The organism is Vagococcus sp. WN80Y (assembly GCF_059621045.1).
The window spans coordinates 34,790-50,434 of sequence record NZ_JCAQHY010000175.1; the positions used below are offsets into that span (position 1 = coordinate 34,790).

Genomic DNA, 15,645 nt, shown 5'->3' on the forward strand with positions numbered 1-15,645 from the left:
TGAGACTGATGAAACAATTTATTACAGAAGCACATAAGGAACAGGCAATTAAAGATTTGCAACGACTTGTGAGCGTGCCTTCTTATTTGCAAGAGGCTGTTGCAGGAGCACCATTTGGGCAAGATGTATTAGATAGCTTGAAAGAGTGCTTAGCAATTTTCACAGAACAAGGATTCTCAACCTATATTGATCCTGATGGTTATTATGGCTACGCTGAAGTTGGCGCGGGAACAGAAGTTTTCGGTGTTCTTTGTCACATGGATGTTGTACCTGCAGGCGATGAAAGTCTATGGGAAACTCCGGCTTTTGAGGCCACGATCAGAAATGAAGCAATTGTTGGTCGTGGGGTTCAGGATGATAAAGGGCCGACGGTTGCAGCTCTTTACGCGGTTAAGGCGTTGATGGATGCGGGTGTTGAGTTTGATAAAAAAATTCGGTTTATTTTTGGGACAGATGAGGAGAATTTATGGCGCTGTATGGAACAGTACCATAAAAAAGAAAAAGGGATCGATATGGGAATTGCCCCTGATGCTCAATTTCCAGTGATCTATGCTGAAAAAGGACTTTTACAAGTGTATTTGACTGGTAAAGGCAGTAGCGATTTTACATTTAAAGGCGGCTCAGCTTTAAATGTAGTGGCAGATACAGCAGTCTATTCAGGTGATAAAGTAGCTGAAGTAAGTACGGAGTTAAGTCGATTAGGCTATGATTTTGTCGAACAGGATAACCAATTATTTGTTAAGGGCAAGTCTATTCATTCAAAAGATGCTCCTCAAGGGATAAATGCTAATACACGATTAGCTGAGGCCATGAGCGCCTGTTATGATCATCAGGGAGTGAATTTCTTAGGGAAGCTAGTTAAGGCTGATGCTAATGGGACAAGTGTTTTAGGTGAAATGAGAGATGAAGCTTCAGGTGCTTTGACATTTAATGCGGCTACAGTTGAGATTAATGAGGCTGAAACAAAAATTGGGATTGATATTCGGATTCCAGTTACAATTAAAAAAATTGAGGTTGAGGAGAAATTAAAAGAAGCCAGCGAAACTTACGGACTAGTTTACGAGCAGCATGACTTTTTAGATTCTTTATATGTTCCAGTTGATTCTGAACTGGTGACGACCTTGTTAAGTGCTTATCGTGATATGACAGGGGATATGCGTGACCCACAAATTTCAGGAGGCGCGACTTTTGCTCGGACGATGACTAACTGTGTAGCGTTTGGAGCGATGTTTGAATCAACTAAGGATACGATGCATCAACCGAATGAAACTTGGCAGTTAGCAGAAATGGAAAAAACGATGGAAATATACGCGGAAGCAATTTATAGATTATGTGGTAAGAAGTAAGTCATTATATAAAAAATAGAGAGAGACGAAAAAAAGTTTCTCTCTTTTTTTTCTTAAAACGTTGATAAATAAGGGTCGTTAAAAATAATTTACTATTGTTAATAAAATAGTAGTTGACTTATTTAGTTAGAGCGTTTATAGTAAGGGTACCAGCTGCTATTGTTCATAAGAGAATACTCAATAGAATAATAGTAAGAGGGAAAAACAAACATTTATGGAGGCTATATAAAATGAATAAAGTACTTAAAGGTTTATTAGTGGCAGGAGCAGTTTTATCAATCGCAAGTGCAGGAGCAGTAGCTGGTTCAGTTGAAGCTGATGCAGCAGTTAAAGTTAGTTCTTCAAGCAATGCAGATAAAATCAATGCGTTAATTAAAGAAAAACAAGAAGTAATTGCTAAGAAAAAAGTTTCAACTGACTGGCGCGAGCAAAAAGCTTTAGGAATTCGTATCGGCGAAATCGAACGTGAAATTGCTGCACTTAAAGCTGGTGTTAACACAGGTAACACTGGAAACTCAAGTTCAGAAAACGCTGGTGAATTAACAGTTGCTCAACAAATTGAAGCATTAATCAAAGAAAAACAAGAAGTAATTGCTAAGAAAAAAGTTTCAACTGACTGGCGTGAGCAACAAGCTCTAGGTATTCGCATTGGCGAAATCGAACGCGAAATCGCTGCATTAAAAGCTGGAAACCAAGGTGGATCAACAACTACTCCTGCTCCAGAAACAAAACCAAGTGAAACTTCTAACGAAGCTAAAATCCAAGAACTAATTGCTAAAAAGGTAGAATTAGTTAACCAAAAGAAAGCATCTCGTGATAAAAATGAGCAAAAAGCTTTAGGTAAAGCAATCGATGCTATCGAAAAAGAAATCAAACAATTAAAGAAAAACAAATAATTACTTAGCTCATCTAATTTCAAGTAATTAATTGTAATAGGAACTTACAGTCTAGAGTATAGACTGTAAGTTTTTTTAGTTACTTCTTTTTAGTAAGCATATTAATTGCAAAGTTTTCACTTTACTAGTAAAGTGATCATTAAGAAGTAAAGTAATTAGGGTGAGGAGAGAGTTAAATGGCTAAAATATTAGGTCATCATCATATTTCGATGTTTACTGAGGATGGAGAGCGCAATAATCAATTTTATACAAATGTACTTGGGATGCGTCGTGTGAAAAAATCAGTTAATCAAGATGATCCAAGTATGTACCATCTTTTTTATGGCGATCAAGTAGGCAGTCCGGGGACTGAACTGACTTTTTTTGAAATGAACCAACAGCCAAAGCGCACAGGGTCAAATGCAATATCTCATGTAGGGTTACTTGTTAATTCTCATGATAGTTTAGTTTTTTGGCTAGAGCGTTTTAATCAGTTAGGTGTTAAGCATGGTCAATTAGAGTATATCAATGGCCGAGAGTCACTTTATTTTGAAGACCCTGATGGATTGCCTTTGTATTTAATGAATCATGAGGGGCAGGCTATTCCAGATTTTTGGCAAAGCTATCATCATCCAGCTGTTCCAGAAGAGTACCGGATTTTAGGAATGGGACCAGCTGTATTAACTGTGCGTGAGCCAGCTCTAACTGGAAGAATGTTAGTGGAGCTTCTTGGTTATACAGCAGTTAGAGAAACCGCAACTGAGTCGGTTTATCAAGCAGTGACAGGTGAGGCGAGTGGTGAAATTATCATTAAGCAGCAGAGCGGGCAACGAGAAAAGCAAGGAACAGGAAGTATTCATCACTTAGCTTTGCGGGTAAAAGAAGCTGAAGAGATGACTACATGGCTTCAGCTACTTGACGATGCTGGCTATCGCCACAGTGGTATTAAAGATCGCTTTTATTTTGAGAGTCTCTATTTCAGAGATCATAATAGTATTTTATTTGAATTGGCAACAGATGGACCGGGTTTTACAGCTGATTCGACAGTAGCAGATTTAGGAAAAAAATTGGATCTACCGCCATTTTTGGAGCCACAACGACAAGAGATTGAAGCGAAGCTGGCGCCACTAACATAGAGAGAAGGTAATGAGATGGAAAAATATAGAATTGATCAGTCAAAAGGGATGGAAATTGGCCTGTACTCATTGGGAGATCATATGGCCAACCCATTAACTAACCAACGGATCAGCAATCAGCAACGGATTGAAGAAATTATTGAGTTAGCTAAATTTTCGGAAGAGGCAGGCTTAGACGTTTTTTCTTTAGGAGAAAGTCATCAGGAATACTTTACGAGCCAAGCACATACGGTTATTTTAGGTGCGATTGCTCAGGCGACTAGCAAGATAAAGCTAGCGAGTTCAGCGACAGTTCTAAGTGTTCACGACCCTGTTAGAGTTTATGAAGATTTTGCTACATTGGATTTAATTAGCGATGGTCGAATGGAGATTGTTGCTGGACGTGGTTCTCGTGTCGGGGCTTATTATTTACTTGGGTATGATGTAGATGATTATGAAGAATTATTTGAAGAAAAGCTGGAGTTATTGGCTTTAATTAATGAGCAAGAAAAAATTACTTGGGAAGGTAAGTTTCGGGCACCGTTGTCTAATGCTGAAATCATTCCTCAACCTAAGAATGGTAGCTTACCAATTTGGCGGGCTGTAGGAGGGCCGCCAGCTAGTGCAATTAAGGCAGGATATGCAGGTATCCCAATGACCTTGACGACGCTTGGAGGGCCTGCTGTAAACTTTCAAGTTGCTGTGGAAGCTTATCGTGAGGCGTTGCAGCGTAGTGGATTTGAACCGAATGAGATGCCAGTTGCGACAACTAGTTTATTTTATACTGCAGATACCACCCAAGAAGCGTTGAGAGAGATGTATCCTCATTTAAATGTTGGCATGCAGCGAATTCGAGGAGGAGGTTATCCAAAACAACAATTTGCTCAATCAACAGATTACCGTGATGCGTTGATGGTAGGAAGTCCCGATCAAATTATTGAAAAATTGTTGTATCAGTATGAATTATATGGTCAACAACGATTCTTAGCACAAATTGATTTTGGTGGTGTGCCTATGGATAAATTGAAAAAGAATATTGAATTGATCGCCACAAAAATTATGCCAGAAGTGAAGAAATATACAAAAAAATAAGTAGGTGATCAAGATGAAACTAGTTGGAATATCGGGGTCTACATTAGGCAGTAAAACGCGTATAGCTGTAGAAAGGGCTCTAGCAGAAGTAAAAAGACAATACCCATTGTATGAGGTAACCCTAATTGATTTAAAAGCCTATGACATGGTATTTAGTGATGGTCGTAATTATTGGGAGTACGAAGGGGATACGAAAGAAGTTTTAGAAACGATTATGTCAGCAGAGGCATTGATTATCGGAACACCGACCTTTCAAGCGTCGATTCCGGCGACATTGAAGAATGTGTTTGATTTGTTGCCAATTAATGCTTTTAGAGATAAGGTTGTTAGCTTGATTGCAACAGCAGGCTCAGCTAAGCATTATTTAATGGTCGATCAGCAGTTGAAACCTATTATATCTTATATGAAAGGGAATTTAGTTCCCACCTATGTATTTATAGAAGAGAAAGACTTTTTAAGACAGGATATTATCAATGATGATGTAGTCTTTAGATTGGAACGATTAGCAGAGGACACTGTCTTATTAGTTGAGGCGTATCAACATATGCGTGCCGTGAAAGAAGCAAGTTATGATTTCTAAGCAAGGTATCTAAAAAAGTGAAAATCTCCATTAGTCAACGGGCAAAATAGTCGTTGACTAATGGGGATTATTCATTAATAAAAGTATCTGGATAGTGGTGACTGATCCGTTCGCGAATTAGTGCTAATCTTTCAGAACTGGGAGCTGAGAAAGAGTGAGGCACAGCTCTGTTTAGTCGCGGATATTTATCTTTACCGAATTTGTGATAGGGCAGTAGGTGGACAGATACCAACTGGATAGCCTCTTGTTGGAGCCAGTTAAGTGTTTCCTTAATCGTCTCTTCGTCATCGTTAAGTCCAGCCAACATAATTAGGCGCAGATCAATAGCAGCGCCAGCATCACTTAACTTTTTCAAATTCTCTAAAACCAGACGATTAGAGGTTCCTGTATAGTTTGTATGTAGGGCAGAACGAATAAATTTCAAATCATAGAGAAATCTATCGATATAAGGAAGAAGTCGTTCAAAATGAATAAAAGGAACAACGCCGCAAGTGTCAATAATGACTGAAATTCCGCGACTTTTAAGAGTTTTTACGAGCTCTTAAAGATACACCATATTTTGACTCAAAACCTCACCGCCAGATAAGGTGACACCGCCACCGGATTGTTCATAGAACATTCGGTCTTTTTCAATTTCTTTAACCAGCTCTTCAATTGAATAGCCCCTGGCGACAGTTTCTTCGTGGCCATCTTTTGTTAAAATCGTTTCGTTTTGAAAGGATTGGCTTTCTGGATTGTGACACCAAGCGCAACGAATAGGACAGCTCTTAAAGAAGACAGTTGTGCGAATGCCTGGACCATCATGAACAGAAAATTTTTGAATATTTACGATTAAAGGAGTAGCCACTTAGTCACCTCGTTTTTACAAGCATTGTAGCAGTTAGACGTTGGCTAACTTGCAAGTCTATCTGCTACAAGCTTTTTTTTGAATGAAAAATTTGGGAAACGTTTATTATAAGCTTGACTTGCGGTGACAACTAATTGATTTTTACCATTTTTTTTCGCTTGATACAAGGCACTATCTGCTTTTTTTAGAGCAGTCGTCATATCGAAAGTTGGACTTTGAACAAAATGAGTGAGCCCAACTGAAATCTTTAGTAAAAAGGCATGATCGTCTAAAACAACGGGTTCATTTTGTAAGCAGTCAAAGACTTTTTCGAAATATGCTTCAGAATCTTCTGGACATTGATCATGAATGACTGCAAATTCGTCTCCGCCAAGTCGGCAGACGTAGTGAATTTTATCGCTGTCAACAGAAGTTAAAATTTTGGACAAATACTGTAAAGTTAGATTTCCAATAGGATGACCGTATGTATCATTAATACTTTTGAAGTTGTCAATGTCTAAAATAGAAAGTGAAAGGGTCTTACTCTTATTTTGGCTAGAATTAGCGACATGGTCTAATAAAAAATCAAAGGATTCCTTATTATAAACTTTCGTTAAACTATCAAAAGTTGCGGCTTCTTTATAGCTCTGCATAACCTTGGAGACGATTGTAGCACTCTGAATAACAAAAGCTGAGCTGCAAAAAATAGTGCTGTAAATGAGGATATAAGTAAAATAATCAGCAAAGCTTCGTACTTGAACGAGTGTTCCCATTATAAAAGAAAAAGTCAAAAGTTTAATCAGAAAATAGCCACTTAAAAATAGTAGATGAGCATGCCAAAGTGTTAGCTGACGATCCTTGATGAAACAAGCTAAAGTAAAAAGAACCAGTATGGCACTAATCTGTAAAATAGTTTCGTAAGAAAATTTTTGATTTAATCCGAATAACTGATGAAGAATAGATAGACTAATAACATTAAGTGATGCCACAAACCCCAATTGTTTAGAGCCAAAAATGACAGCAAAGTAAATCAGAACGAAGCTCATATCGACGCCACTATTTTCCCCAAAAATTGGAATGAGATCAAGGGATAAAATGAAGCTGACGAATCCAAAGATGGTTCCCATTGGTATGAGAATTGAGAGTGAGGATCGTTTAAAAACTAAGTAGGTCATAAAGGAGGGAGTCATGTCCTTTTTTTTAGTAGAGAGATAGAGAAAACCAAAGTAAAAGGTTAGATAAGTCCCAATTATTAAAGACAAGTTGGTTAGCGCAATGCTGACGATTGATAGATTATACATAGTCCTGTCTCCTTTCTGATTTATTTCAAACTAGCTCAAGTCACTGTTTTTACAGTGACCAGATGCTAGGGAATTTTTTTTGAGAGTTGGGTTGTGAGCTAGCTGAGTGAAAGCCTTGTTCTGTTCGATTGATAATTTCGTCTTGAAGGGATCGGTCTAAATTGTTGAAATAATCACTATAGCCAGCCACTCGAATAATCAAATTTTCATAATCTTCAGGTCGCTGCTGCGCTTGAATCAAGGTCTCTCTATCAAGGACATTGAATTGAATGTGATGCCCATCCATAGCAAAGTAAGAACGGATCAGTGCTGAGATGTGAGCAAGTCCCGCTTCACCAGCAACTACAGCTGGGCTAAATTTCTGGTTAAGTAAGGTTCCGCCTGTTTTTAGATGATCCAATTTAGCGGCGGATTTAATGACTGCTGTTGGTCCTAATTGATCGGCGCCTTTTTCTGGAGAAATCCCATCAGGCAATGGCACATGGGCTAAACGCCCATTTAAACTAGCTTCCATTGCTTGACCAAATGGAATATGATTAACTGTCGGAATATAACTGACCGTCGTTGTTGCGCCTTTGACCGTTTTTTGATTCGCAAGAGCAGTTTGAAGACTTTCATTAACTTGGGTTAAAATATCATCGGCGTACTCATCATCATTGCCATATTTTGGTGTATGATGTCGAACGATATCTAGAATATCATCGTACCCTTCAAAATTATCTTTACTAGCAATTAATAGTTCAGCAATCGTCAAACGTTTTTCCTCAAAATGATGCTTCTTTATGACTGCTAGGGAATCAACAATCGTTGAAATACCGACACAGGGAATAGAAGTTGTATTATAACGAGCACCACCACGAGTGTAATCAGTTGCTCGACTAATACAGTCATCTGTTAGAACTGATTGTAGGGGAACTGGCATATTGGTCATATGAATTCGTTCGATAATGTTGGTTCCGGCAAGTTTAACGTCTGCAACGTATTGTAGTTGTTGGCAAAAGGCCTCGTAAACTTGCTGATAGGATTTATAAGTTTGAGGATTACCCAAATTTAACCCTACCTGACACTCACTGTAAGTGTCGTACCCAGCATTTAAAACGAGTTCAAGAATTTTTGGCACGTTTAGGTGACCAGTTAGAGTATAGGCTTCCATGCCAGCTGTTCCAGTTTCAACACAGCCAGTTGCAACACCGTTTGCGCGGGCATCATCGAGTGACATCCCCATACTAAGAAGTTGTTGGACAATAGTATCGGCATTGAAAAAGGCCGGTTGACCCCATCCTTTGCGAGAGATTTTGACTGCTTCTAATAAAAAGTGTTCAGGTGTTTTACGAGAGACTTGGATATTAGAACTTGGTTGAAGTAGTTTTAGTTCATCAGTGACTTCCAAAATAAGAAAACTCAACTCACTCACACCAGATGAGCCATCTGCTCGTAAAGCCCCTGAGTTGATGTTGCTAAAATTAGTATAAGTCGCTGTTCCGTCGAGTGTTAAGTTGACGCCAGGTGGGGCAGGCTGATTATTAAACTGAATCCACAAATTTTCAATCAGTTCTTTTGCTTCTGCTCGGCTTAGCGTGCCTTCAGCTAATTCTTTTTTATAAAAAGGCTCCAAATATTGATCGAGCTTACCTGGTGAAAAAGCATCCCAATTGTTTGTTTCTAAGGTCACTCCAAGATGAGTAAACCAATACATTTGAATCGCTTGTCTAAAGGTTTGAGGTTTATTAGCAGGAACCACCTCACAAATATCCGCTAACTCAGTTAACTCTTTGCTGATAGTAGGATCACTTTCTTTGGCTGCCATTTCTCTCGCCAGACTCGCATAACGCTGTCCCATAATAATCATTCCTTCACAAGCCAATCTCATACTAGATAAGGTCGATTGTTTAGTCAGGGCATTTTTATCATGGGCAAAATCAAGCTGCTGGAGCTGTTGATCAATATCATAAATAAATTCGCGATAGCCTTTTTGGTAAATTTTGCCATCTGCAACAGTTTGGCCTAGTGCAAATTGCAAAAGTGGTTCTGTAAATAATCCCGCTTGATGTAATTGATGCCATTCTTTTGGGAGTGCATTAGAAATTCGGGTCATCATTGAGCGTTCTTGCCAATAAGGAATGATGATCTGTTCTTGTACACGGCGGTCATCAGCCGAGACACTAAAGGAAACTTTTTTACGAGCAGTCATTGTGTCAAAGTCTGCCAGTGAGTGGCAAGCAAGCTCAGGAAAGGTTGGAGCCGCCCATGGTTGATGCCCTTTTTCACCAATAATTAAAGACCTTTTATTGAAAAAAAGTGTTCGCTTCTCCATCAATTGCTTAAATGCTAGGCCTCTGAGAATTTCAATATCGCAGGTTCCTTCATGCTTTTTGTAAACATCGGTAATGATAACAGCTCTCTCCGTTGAAATAGACGCTTGATACTCATTTTCGCTTGCATGGCGCAACGCTTTAATTCTATCAGTGGAGCCCCTTAAAACTGGTTCAAGTGTGAGTGACATAATATATTTTCCTCCTTCAACAGGTTATAAATGGTCATAAAAGGCATAGTCACCCCCATTATATAACCGTTTAGTGAAAAAGTTAAGAATAATGTCAAGAAACTAATTAAATCCTCGCAAGTCTGTAAATAAATTTCATCATAGAAAATAAAAGCTAAAATTAATATTTCATTATTGTGAAATAAATTAAGAGGGGGAATTTGTTTTTTTGATTTGTATAGCTCTATTATAGCGTATCATTAAAAAAAATCAATATTTAGTTTCATTAATATGAAAAATTTTGATAATTTTTAAACAAAAGTTGACATTTTGTCAAAGTCATTTATAGTTTTATTTATAAGCGTGAAATTTTGTGATTATTTAAATCGTTAAAAGTAATTAATTAGCGAGAGGAGTATTGGCAAGCTATGGAGTCAATTGGAGAAGCAGTAAAAAAATTAAGAAAAGATCGTGGATACACTCTTAAGGATATAAGTAAACAGGCGAATTTGTCTATTGGGTATTTATCTCAATTTGAACGAGGAATTACAACGATTGCTGTTGAGCAGTTGGCAAAGATTGCTGATATTTTAGGAGTCTCAATTAATTATTTTTTTGATGATACTACGACAAGAGAAGAAGTTGTTACTCGTAGTTACGATCAGAGTGTTTTGCGAATTATTAATCAAAATATTTATAAGTCATTAAGCACGAATCCAGATAATAAAGAGATGATGCCGAAGTTAGTTGAGCTTTTGCCTAGTGCTAGTGCAGAGCGAGTAACCGCTGCGCCACATGAAGGAGAAGAGTTTATCTATATTTTGGAAGGGATTTTGACTTTGATTATTGATGGTGCAGAGCAACAGCTCTATCCAGGAGATTCAGCTCATTACTTGTCATCACGTCCTCATAATTGGGGCAACTATACGAATAAGATGGTTAAATTTATTGCAGTCCATACACCGAGCGATCTATAACCAATAATTCATAAACACACGAAAAAACAAACAAGTTTGAGGGGAATTGTCCTCAAGCTTGTTTGTTTTTTGATAAGTTTTAAGTGGTAGGCTTATTTTCTTGTGTAGTGGTTGTTTTAACCGATAGTTTATTTCGGCGTTTATCCCAAAGCATTAGCGCACCACCTGACACAATGAGAAAGGTAGCGGTCACGAGACTTAGTCCATCATAAACGCCAGTTTTTGCATTGGCGCTTAGCATAATAAGAATAAGCCCAAGGCTGATAAGACATAATCCATTTTTTGCCATCATTTCTTAGATATCTCCTTTCTCATTTTCAAACGATTATGTTATTTTTAGTCTTTTTCACCCAATGATGGGTCCATTTTGTTGGCAGCAATAATAAATGGTGCCCAAATGACAAAGGCAACAGCTAAATTGACTAGTGTTAGAACAATCGCGCGCCAGTCCCCAGCTGTGGCTAAAAATCCGCTAATAATAGCAGGCATAACCCAAATCACATTAACCACAACTGGTTTAACTAAACCGGCAATTGTGGCAGCGTAAGCGATTGAAGCTGTTGCCATCGGTGCTAAGATAAAGGGAATCATGAAGAGTGGATTCAGAACCACTGGCATCCCAAACATAATAGGTTCGTTGATGTTAAAAATTCCAGGTCCTAAAGAAAGTTTCCCAACTGTCAGATAATCCGCACGTTTAGATAATAGCAGTACACAGACAATCAAAACAAGGGTAACTCCCGCGCCACCAGGCCAAACAAAGGCTTCAAAACTACCTGCTACCCATTTGTATGGAATCGCATCGCCTCTTTGAAACGCATTAGTATTTTCAGTCATGGCAGTTCCATATAAGGTTTGTAGAACAGGAGACATTACATTTGTTCCGTGAATCCCAAAGAACCAAAGCAAGTGAACCATGAAAACGATAATAATAACAGCACCGAAACCTTGAGATAAATTGATCATTGGCGCTTGAATTGTTTCTGTGATCCAGTCAATCAAGCGTTGATCAGTCACTTTTGTAAAGGTAAAGTTAATAATTCCGACAACATATAGAGCGACAGCAGCTGGAATTATAGCTGCAAATGCTTTAGCAACGGCAGGTGGTACAGAATCGGGCATTTTAATTGTAATATTTTTTTGCATTAATTTAGCAAAAATAATGGTTGCAATAAAGCCAAAAATAATCGCTGTAAATAGACCCGATCCCCCCATATGCTTGCCAAAGTTGAAGTAACCCCAAGCACCAGTAGTTATTGTTTGGACACCGTCGTTAACAGCTACGACTCCGCCAGCCTCAGAAATAATAGTAACTGCCTCTTTGCCAAGCTCTTTTGGTAAAGTTAAGACTGCTTGTGCTGAGTCAGTAAGCCCCATAAAGAAAGCCGCTAATGAAACGACAGAACCAGATAATCGATCGACATCATATGCTTTTGCTAGATTAGAGCCCAACGTCATTGAAAATATAACCGCCATAATTGCAAGTGTACCTGTCCAAACAAAGCCATTGACGCCGATGATTGGTGCCATTGCTTCGACGAAGCCGTCGTAACCCCAGTCACGTGGAAAGTCACGTAAAAATGCGTTAAGCAATGTAGCGATAGCGCCCGCCATAGTAGCAGGCATAGTAGCGATAAACGCATCACGCAAAGCAACTAAGTGTTTTTGCGAACCAATCTTTGTAGCAGTAGGTAATATGTACCTTTCCATCCAATTCATTAAACCATTCATTTATCTTCCTCCTAGATAGTTAAATATATGAGTTAGTCCGATTCTAACTTTCTGATTAGCCTCCTATATTAATGTGACATAAAATAAGTTAACCGCGTTATATAAAACGGTTGCACTAACCTTAATATAAGCAAGAACTGTGCCAATGTTAATATTATGTTTCCTTATTAAATATAACGTTATAATGTTATCAATTTTTATTGAAGTGTGTAAAATAGATTACACGATTGCTTATTTAAATACACACTAAACAATTTTTTTTTTAAAGGGCCTATATACAATTTAAATTGACAGATATAAAATGAAAAGATATTATCTTAATTAAGAACCTTTATAAAGGGTCTTAATTAAGGGGGAGATGACGATTGATAAACCAAATCTCATGCGTGAAATGAATTTACAAACAATCCGACAATTGCTTCGTGGTCATAAAAGTCTTAGTAAAGCCGAATTAGCCATTAAGAGTGGTCTTAGTGTTGTGACGGTTAACTCCTTGATGAATCAACTAGCTGAATGTGGAGAAGTGATTCAACTCGAAAAAAGATTATCGACTGGGGGCAGGCCCGCGAGTCGCTTTTCTTATAATAATGATGCCCAGTTAGTACTGGCAATATGCTTATTTCAGCAAGGAATAACCGATCGAGCAGAGCTATTAGTCTGTAATTTAGCTGGGGAGGTAAAAAATCAATGGCAGCTATCTCTTAAGGATGTCACTATGCCTTTTTTTGCTACTTTAATTCAAGAAACTAAGCTGCAATATCCTGCTATTCAGCAAGTAGCAATTGGAATACCTGGTGTTGAAATTAAGGGAGAAGTGAAAGTGAGTGATATTGAGTTTCTTAAGGGAATTTCTTTAAGACATTACCTTGAAGAAACCTGCGATGTGCCAGTTGTCATTGAAAATGATGTTAACAGTGTCTTATTTGGATTTTGCCAAGCGCAACAAGTCAAAGATGAAACGGTTATCGCATTGTACTATCCTGATAATTATCCGCCTGGCAGTGCGGTCTATCTCCATAATCAAATTTATTATGGAGCAAATGGGCTGGTGGGTGAAATAAATCGACTTCCGTTATTGATTGAAGGGGTTGAAATGGAAAAAGCGACGGATAAATTGCTGGTAGAGTTGATTCAAACACTTGTGACCATGCTGATACTATATGATCCACATCGAATTATTATTTATAATAATCATTGGCAGGAAGAGGCGTTAGTGAGTGTTAAGCAGTATATTAGACAGCAGTTTAGTGAAATTGATTTGCCGGATATTAGTTTTTTGACAAGTTTCAATCAAGACTTCGTTAAAGGGGTAAAAAGATTAGCCATTCAAGCGCTAGTCTCTAATTAGTGGTAACTATGAGAAAGTAGGGATGAAGTGGCAACATTATTTTTGAGTATTATTTATATAACGTTTATTAGTTTGGGGTTACCTGACTCGTTATTAGGTGTCGGCTGGCCTGAGATGTACCGTGAATTTGGGGTTCCTCAAAGCTACGCTGGTCTGGTCTCGATGACGATTTCCTTTGGAACTATTACCTCAAGTTTCTTTAGTGGCAAATTAATTCGTAAATTTGGGACAGGAAAGCTAACGGCGGTCAGTGTACTTGGTACTGCAATGGCGTTGCTAGGGTTTAGTTTAGCTCCTAATTTTGGGTGGGTTATTGTCGCAGCTATCCCACTCGGATTGGGTGCAGGGGCTGTTGATGCGGCGCTAAATGAGTATGTAGCTGAAAACTATCAGGCTCATCATATGAATTGGCTTCACAGCTTTTGGGGAATCGGAGCATTGACTAGTCCTTTGATTATGTCTCAAGTACTGTCTCATGATCGATCTTGGCGGATGGGCTATCTTGTCGTATCACTTGTCCAGTTTGCGTTAGTGATCGTTCTATTTCTAACCTTACCGTTGTGGCGTAGTCGGGAAAAGCCAAAGAAAGAGGGGGGATCTGCAAAAGAGTCGGAGATTGGCATAACTGAGTTAGTCAAAATGAAGAAGGTTCGCTTAGCCCTTTATGCTTTTTTCTTATATATCGGTGTAGAAGCTACGATGGGACTGTGGTCAAGTAGTTATTTGATTAACGTGAAAGGCGTAGATAGTTCAAAAGCAGCTATTGCTGTTTCTGGTTTTTTTGGTTTTATTATGTTTGGGCGTTTACTTTCTGGTTTTTTATCACTACTATTAACCAATCGCCAGTTGATTCGAATCGGACAGGTGTTGATTATTTTAGGCGGTGTGCTTCTAATAGTCGCAACTAAGTTTCCTTTATTATTAGTTTCTGTGTGTTTAATTGGTTTTGGCTGTGCGCCAATCTATCCTGCGATGTTACATGAGACACCTGAACGCTTTGGTCAAAAAATTGCCCAACAAATTATGGGGATTCAAATGGCTATTGCCTATACAGGATCGGTTGTATTGCCTCCCTTATTCGGATTTTTAGTACCAGTTTTAGGGATGCATGTCTTACCAATTTTTCTTATTATTTATGGTGGTATCATGTACGTGGCTTCAGAATGGTTGAATCGCTTACTAATTTCTAAGGCAGAAGAATAGAATTTTTTGATGATGGTTATTCTTTGACAAATACTCTATATGGTATGTTAAGATAGTTAGGTACTAATATTGATACTATATATTGATTGGAAGTTGGGGGATATGAGCGTGATTGTATTAGCAGGCACAATTGGTGCAGGAAAATCAAGTTTAACAGAGATGATCGCAGAAAGATTGGGGAGTCAGGCGTTTTATGAGTCGGTTGAAAATAATGAGGTATTGCCGCTCTTTTATGCTGACCCTACTAAATATGCTTTTTTGTTGCAAATTTATTTTTTGAATAAGCGTTTTGCCAGTATTAAAGAAGCAATGCAAGAAGATGACAACGTATTAGACCGTTCTATTTATGAAGATTCGTTATTATTTCATTTAAATGCTGATCTTGGTCGAGCGTCAGACACAGAAGTTAAGGTATACGATGAATTATTAGCAAACATGTTAGAGGAATTACCTTATGCAGCGGAGAAAAAACACCCTGATTTGTTGGTGCATATTAAGATTTCCTTTGAAAAAATGCTGGAACGAATTGAAAAAAGAGGCCGTGATTATGAGCAGCTTTCCTATGATCCAACACTTTACGAGTATTATAAAGAGTTAAATCACCGGTACGATCAGTGGTTTGAAGAGTATGATCAGAGTCCGAAAATTCAGATTGACGGCGATCGACATGACTTTGTTGAAGACCCTTTGGCTAGAGAATACGTATTAAAATTAGTTGAGGAAAGGTTAGCCGAATTGAGAGATTAAATAAAACAGCTAAAACGCTTTG

Annotated in this window: 15 protein-coding genes; 9 read left to right on the plus strand and 6 right to left on the minus strand. The window is 38.3% G+C overall.

Going from position 1 to position 15,645, the window contains the following annotated elements:
- The first annotated feature begins 8 nt into the window (after window positions 1-8).
- The 5 genes from AC5KOD_RS21340 (at window position 9) to AC5KOD_RS21360 (ending at window position 5,008) form a co-directional block, all read left to right on the plus strand.
- Window positions 9-1,346 carry a M20 family metallopeptidase gene (locus tag AC5KOD_RS21340; protein ID WP_496916611.1) on the plus strand — a complete coding sequence of 446 codons (1,338 nt, stop codon included), beginning with the start codon at window positions 9-11 and terminating at the stop codon, window positions 1,344-1,346.
- A 230-nt stretch (window positions 1,347-1,576) separates the two neighbouring features.
- Window positions 1,577-2,242 carry a hypothetical protein gene (locus tag AC5KOD_RS21345; RefSeq protein ID WP_496916612.1) on the plus strand — a complete coding sequence of 222 codons (666 nt, stop codon included), beginning with the start codon at window positions 1,577-1,579 and terminating at the stop codon, window positions 2,240-2,242.
- A 176-nt stretch (window positions 2,243-2,418) separates the two neighbouring features.
- Window positions 2,419-3,357 (plus strand): ring-cleaving dioxygenase, encoded by a 939-nt coding sequence (locus tag AC5KOD_RS21350; protein WP_496916613.1) that lies wholly within the window; start codon window positions 2,419-2,421, stop codon window positions 3,355-3,357.
- Window positions 3,358-3,372: 15 nt separating this feature from the next.
- Window positions 3,373-4,428: an LLM class flavin-dependent oxidoreductase gene (locus tag AC5KOD_RS21355; protein ID WP_496916614.1), complete on the plus strand. Its 1,056-nt coding sequence runs from the start codon at window positions 3,373-3,375 to the stop codon at window positions 4,426-4,428.
- A 13-nt stretch (window positions 4,429-4,441) separates the two neighbouring features.
- Window positions 4,442-5,008 (plus strand): NADPH-dependent FMN reductase, encoded by a 567-nt coding sequence (locus tag AC5KOD_RS21360; RefSeq protein ID WP_496916615.1) that lies wholly within the window; start codon window positions 4,442-4,444, stop codon window positions 5,006-5,008.
- Between the two features lie 67 nt (window positions 5,009-5,075).
- On the opposite strand, the gene AC5KOD_RS21365 is transcribed toward AC5KOD_RS21360, so the two are convergent.
- The 4 genes from AC5KOD_RS21365 to hypD form a co-directional block, all read right to left on the minus strand.
- Entirely contained in the window at window positions 5,076-5,432 is a 357-nt protein-coding gene (locus AC5KOD_RS21365; RefSeq protein WP_496916616.1) for a radical SAM protein, read from the minus strand.
- Between the two features lie 117 nt (window positions 5,433-5,549).
- Complete coding sequence (locus AC5KOD_RS21370; protein ID WP_496916617.1) at window positions 5,550-5,855, minus strand: 4Fe-4S cluster-binding domain-containing protein; 306 nt, start codon at window positions 5,853-5,855, stop codon at window positions 5,550-5,552.
- Between the two features lie 44 nt (window positions 5,856-5,899).
- Window positions 5,900-7,135: a GGDEF domain-containing protein gene (locus AC5KOD_RS21375; protein ID WP_496916618.1), complete on the minus strand. Its 1,236-nt coding sequence runs from the start codon at window positions 7,133-7,135 to the stop codon at window positions 5,900-5,902.
- Window positions 7,136-7,184: 49 nt separating this feature from the next.
- Window positions 7,185-9,638 (minus strand): trans-4-hydroxy-L-proline dehydratase, encoded by a 2,454-nt coding sequence (hypD, locus tag AC5KOD_RS21380; RefSeq protein WP_496916619.1) that lies wholly within the window; start codon window positions 9,636-9,638, stop codon window positions 7,185-7,187.
- A gap of 407 nt (window positions 9,639-10,045) precedes the next feature.
- Here hypD and AC5KOD_RS21385 point away from each other — a divergent pair, with 407 nt between their 5' ends.
- The gene (locus AC5KOD_RS21385) at window positions 10,046-10,594 is read left to right on the plus strand and encodes a helix-turn-helix domain-containing protein (RefSeq protein ID WP_496916620.1); all 549 of its coding nucleotides are present in this window, start codon (window positions 10,046-10,048) and stop codon (window positions 10,592-10,594) included.
- Between the two features lie 79 nt (window positions 10,595-10,673).
- On the opposite strand, the gene AC5KOD_RS21390 is transcribed toward AC5KOD_RS21385, so the two are convergent.
- Window positions 10,674-10,886: a DUF3188 domain-containing protein gene (locus AC5KOD_RS21390; protein ID WP_496916621.1), complete on the minus strand. Its 213-nt coding sequence runs from the start codon at window positions 10,884-10,886 to the stop codon at window positions 10,674-10,676.
- Between the two features lie 44 nt (window positions 10,887-10,930).
- Window positions 10,931-12,325 carry a PTS sugar transporter subunit IIC gene (locus AC5KOD_RS21395; RefSeq protein WP_496916622.1) on the minus strand — a complete coding sequence of 465 codons (1,395 nt, stop codon included), beginning with the start codon at window positions 12,323-12,325 and terminating at the stop codon, window positions 10,931-10,933.
- A gap of 358 nt (window positions 12,326-12,683) precedes the next feature.
- Here AC5KOD_RS21395 and AC5KOD_RS21400 point away from each other — a divergent pair, with 358 nt between their 5' ends.
- From AC5KOD_RS21400 to AC5KOD_RS21410, 3 genes are all read left to right on the plus strand, one after another.
- Window positions 12,684-13,673 carry an ROK family protein gene (locus tag AC5KOD_RS21400; RefSeq protein ID WP_496916623.1) on the plus strand — a complete coding sequence of 330 codons (990 nt, stop codon included), beginning with the start codon at window positions 12,684-12,686 and terminating at the stop codon, window positions 13,671-13,673.
- A gap of 27 nt (window positions 13,674-13,700) precedes the next feature.
- On the plus strand, window positions 13,701-14,876 hold the full coding sequence (locus AC5KOD_RS21405; RefSeq protein ID WP_496916624.1) for an MFS transporter: 1,176 nt from the start codon (window positions 13,701-13,703) through the stop codon (window positions 14,874-14,876).
- A gap of 102 nt (window positions 14,877-14,978) precedes the next feature.
- Window positions 14,979-15,623: a deoxynucleoside kinase gene (locus AC5KOD_RS21410; protein ID WP_496916625.1), complete on the plus strand. Its 645-nt coding sequence runs from the start codon at window positions 14,979-14,981 to the stop codon at window positions 15,621-15,623.
- Window positions 15,624-15,645 lie beyond the last annotated feature (22 nt).

Coding starts and splice junctions, on each gene's coding strand:
- hypD (WP_496916619.1), bottom strand. CDS start 9,638: ATGTCACTCACACTTGAACCAGTTTTAAGGGGCTCCACTGATAGAATT.
- AC5KOD_RS21385 (WP_496916620.1), top strand. CDS start 10,046: ATGGAGTCAATTGGAGAAGCAGTAAAAAAATTAAGAAAAGATCGTGGA.
- AC5KOD_RS21400 (WP_496916623.1), top strand. CDS start 12,684: ATGACGATTGATAAACCAAATCTCATGCGTGAAATGAATTTACAAACA.
- AC5KOD_RS21340 (WP_496916611.1), top strand. CDS start 9: ATGAAACAATTTATTACAGAAGCACATAAGGAACAGGCAATTAAAGAT.
- AC5KOD_RS21410 (WP_496916625.1), top strand. CDS start 14,979: ATGAGCGTGATTGTATTAGCAGGCACAATTGGTGCAGGAAAATCAAGT.
- AC5KOD_RS21395 (WP_496916622.1), bottom strand. CDS start 12,325: ATGAATGGTTTAATGAATTGGATGGAAAGGTACATATTACCTACTGCT.
- AC5KOD_RS21345 (WP_496916612.1), top strand. CDS start 1,577: ATGAATAAAGTACTTAAAGGTTTATTAGTGGCAGGAGCAGTTTTATCA.
- AC5KOD_RS21390 (WP_496916621.1), bottom strand. CDS start 10,886: ATGATGGCAAAAAATGGATTATGTCTTATCAGCCTTGGGCTTATTCTT.
- AC5KOD_RS21375 (WP_496916618.1), bottom strand. CDS start 7,135: ATGTATAATCTATCAATCGTCAGCATTGCGCTAACCAACTTGTCTTTA.
- AC5KOD_RS21355 (WP_496916614.1), top strand. CDS start 3,373: ATGGAAAAATATAGAATTGATCAGTCAAAAGGGATGGAAATTGGCCTG.
- AC5KOD_RS21350 (WP_496916613.1), top strand. CDS start 2,419: ATGGCTAAAATATTAGGTCATCATCATATTTCGATGTTTACTGAGGAT.
- AC5KOD_RS21360 (WP_496916615.1), top strand. CDS start 4,442: ATGAAACTAGTTGGAATATCGGGGTCTACATTAGGCAGTAAAACGCGT.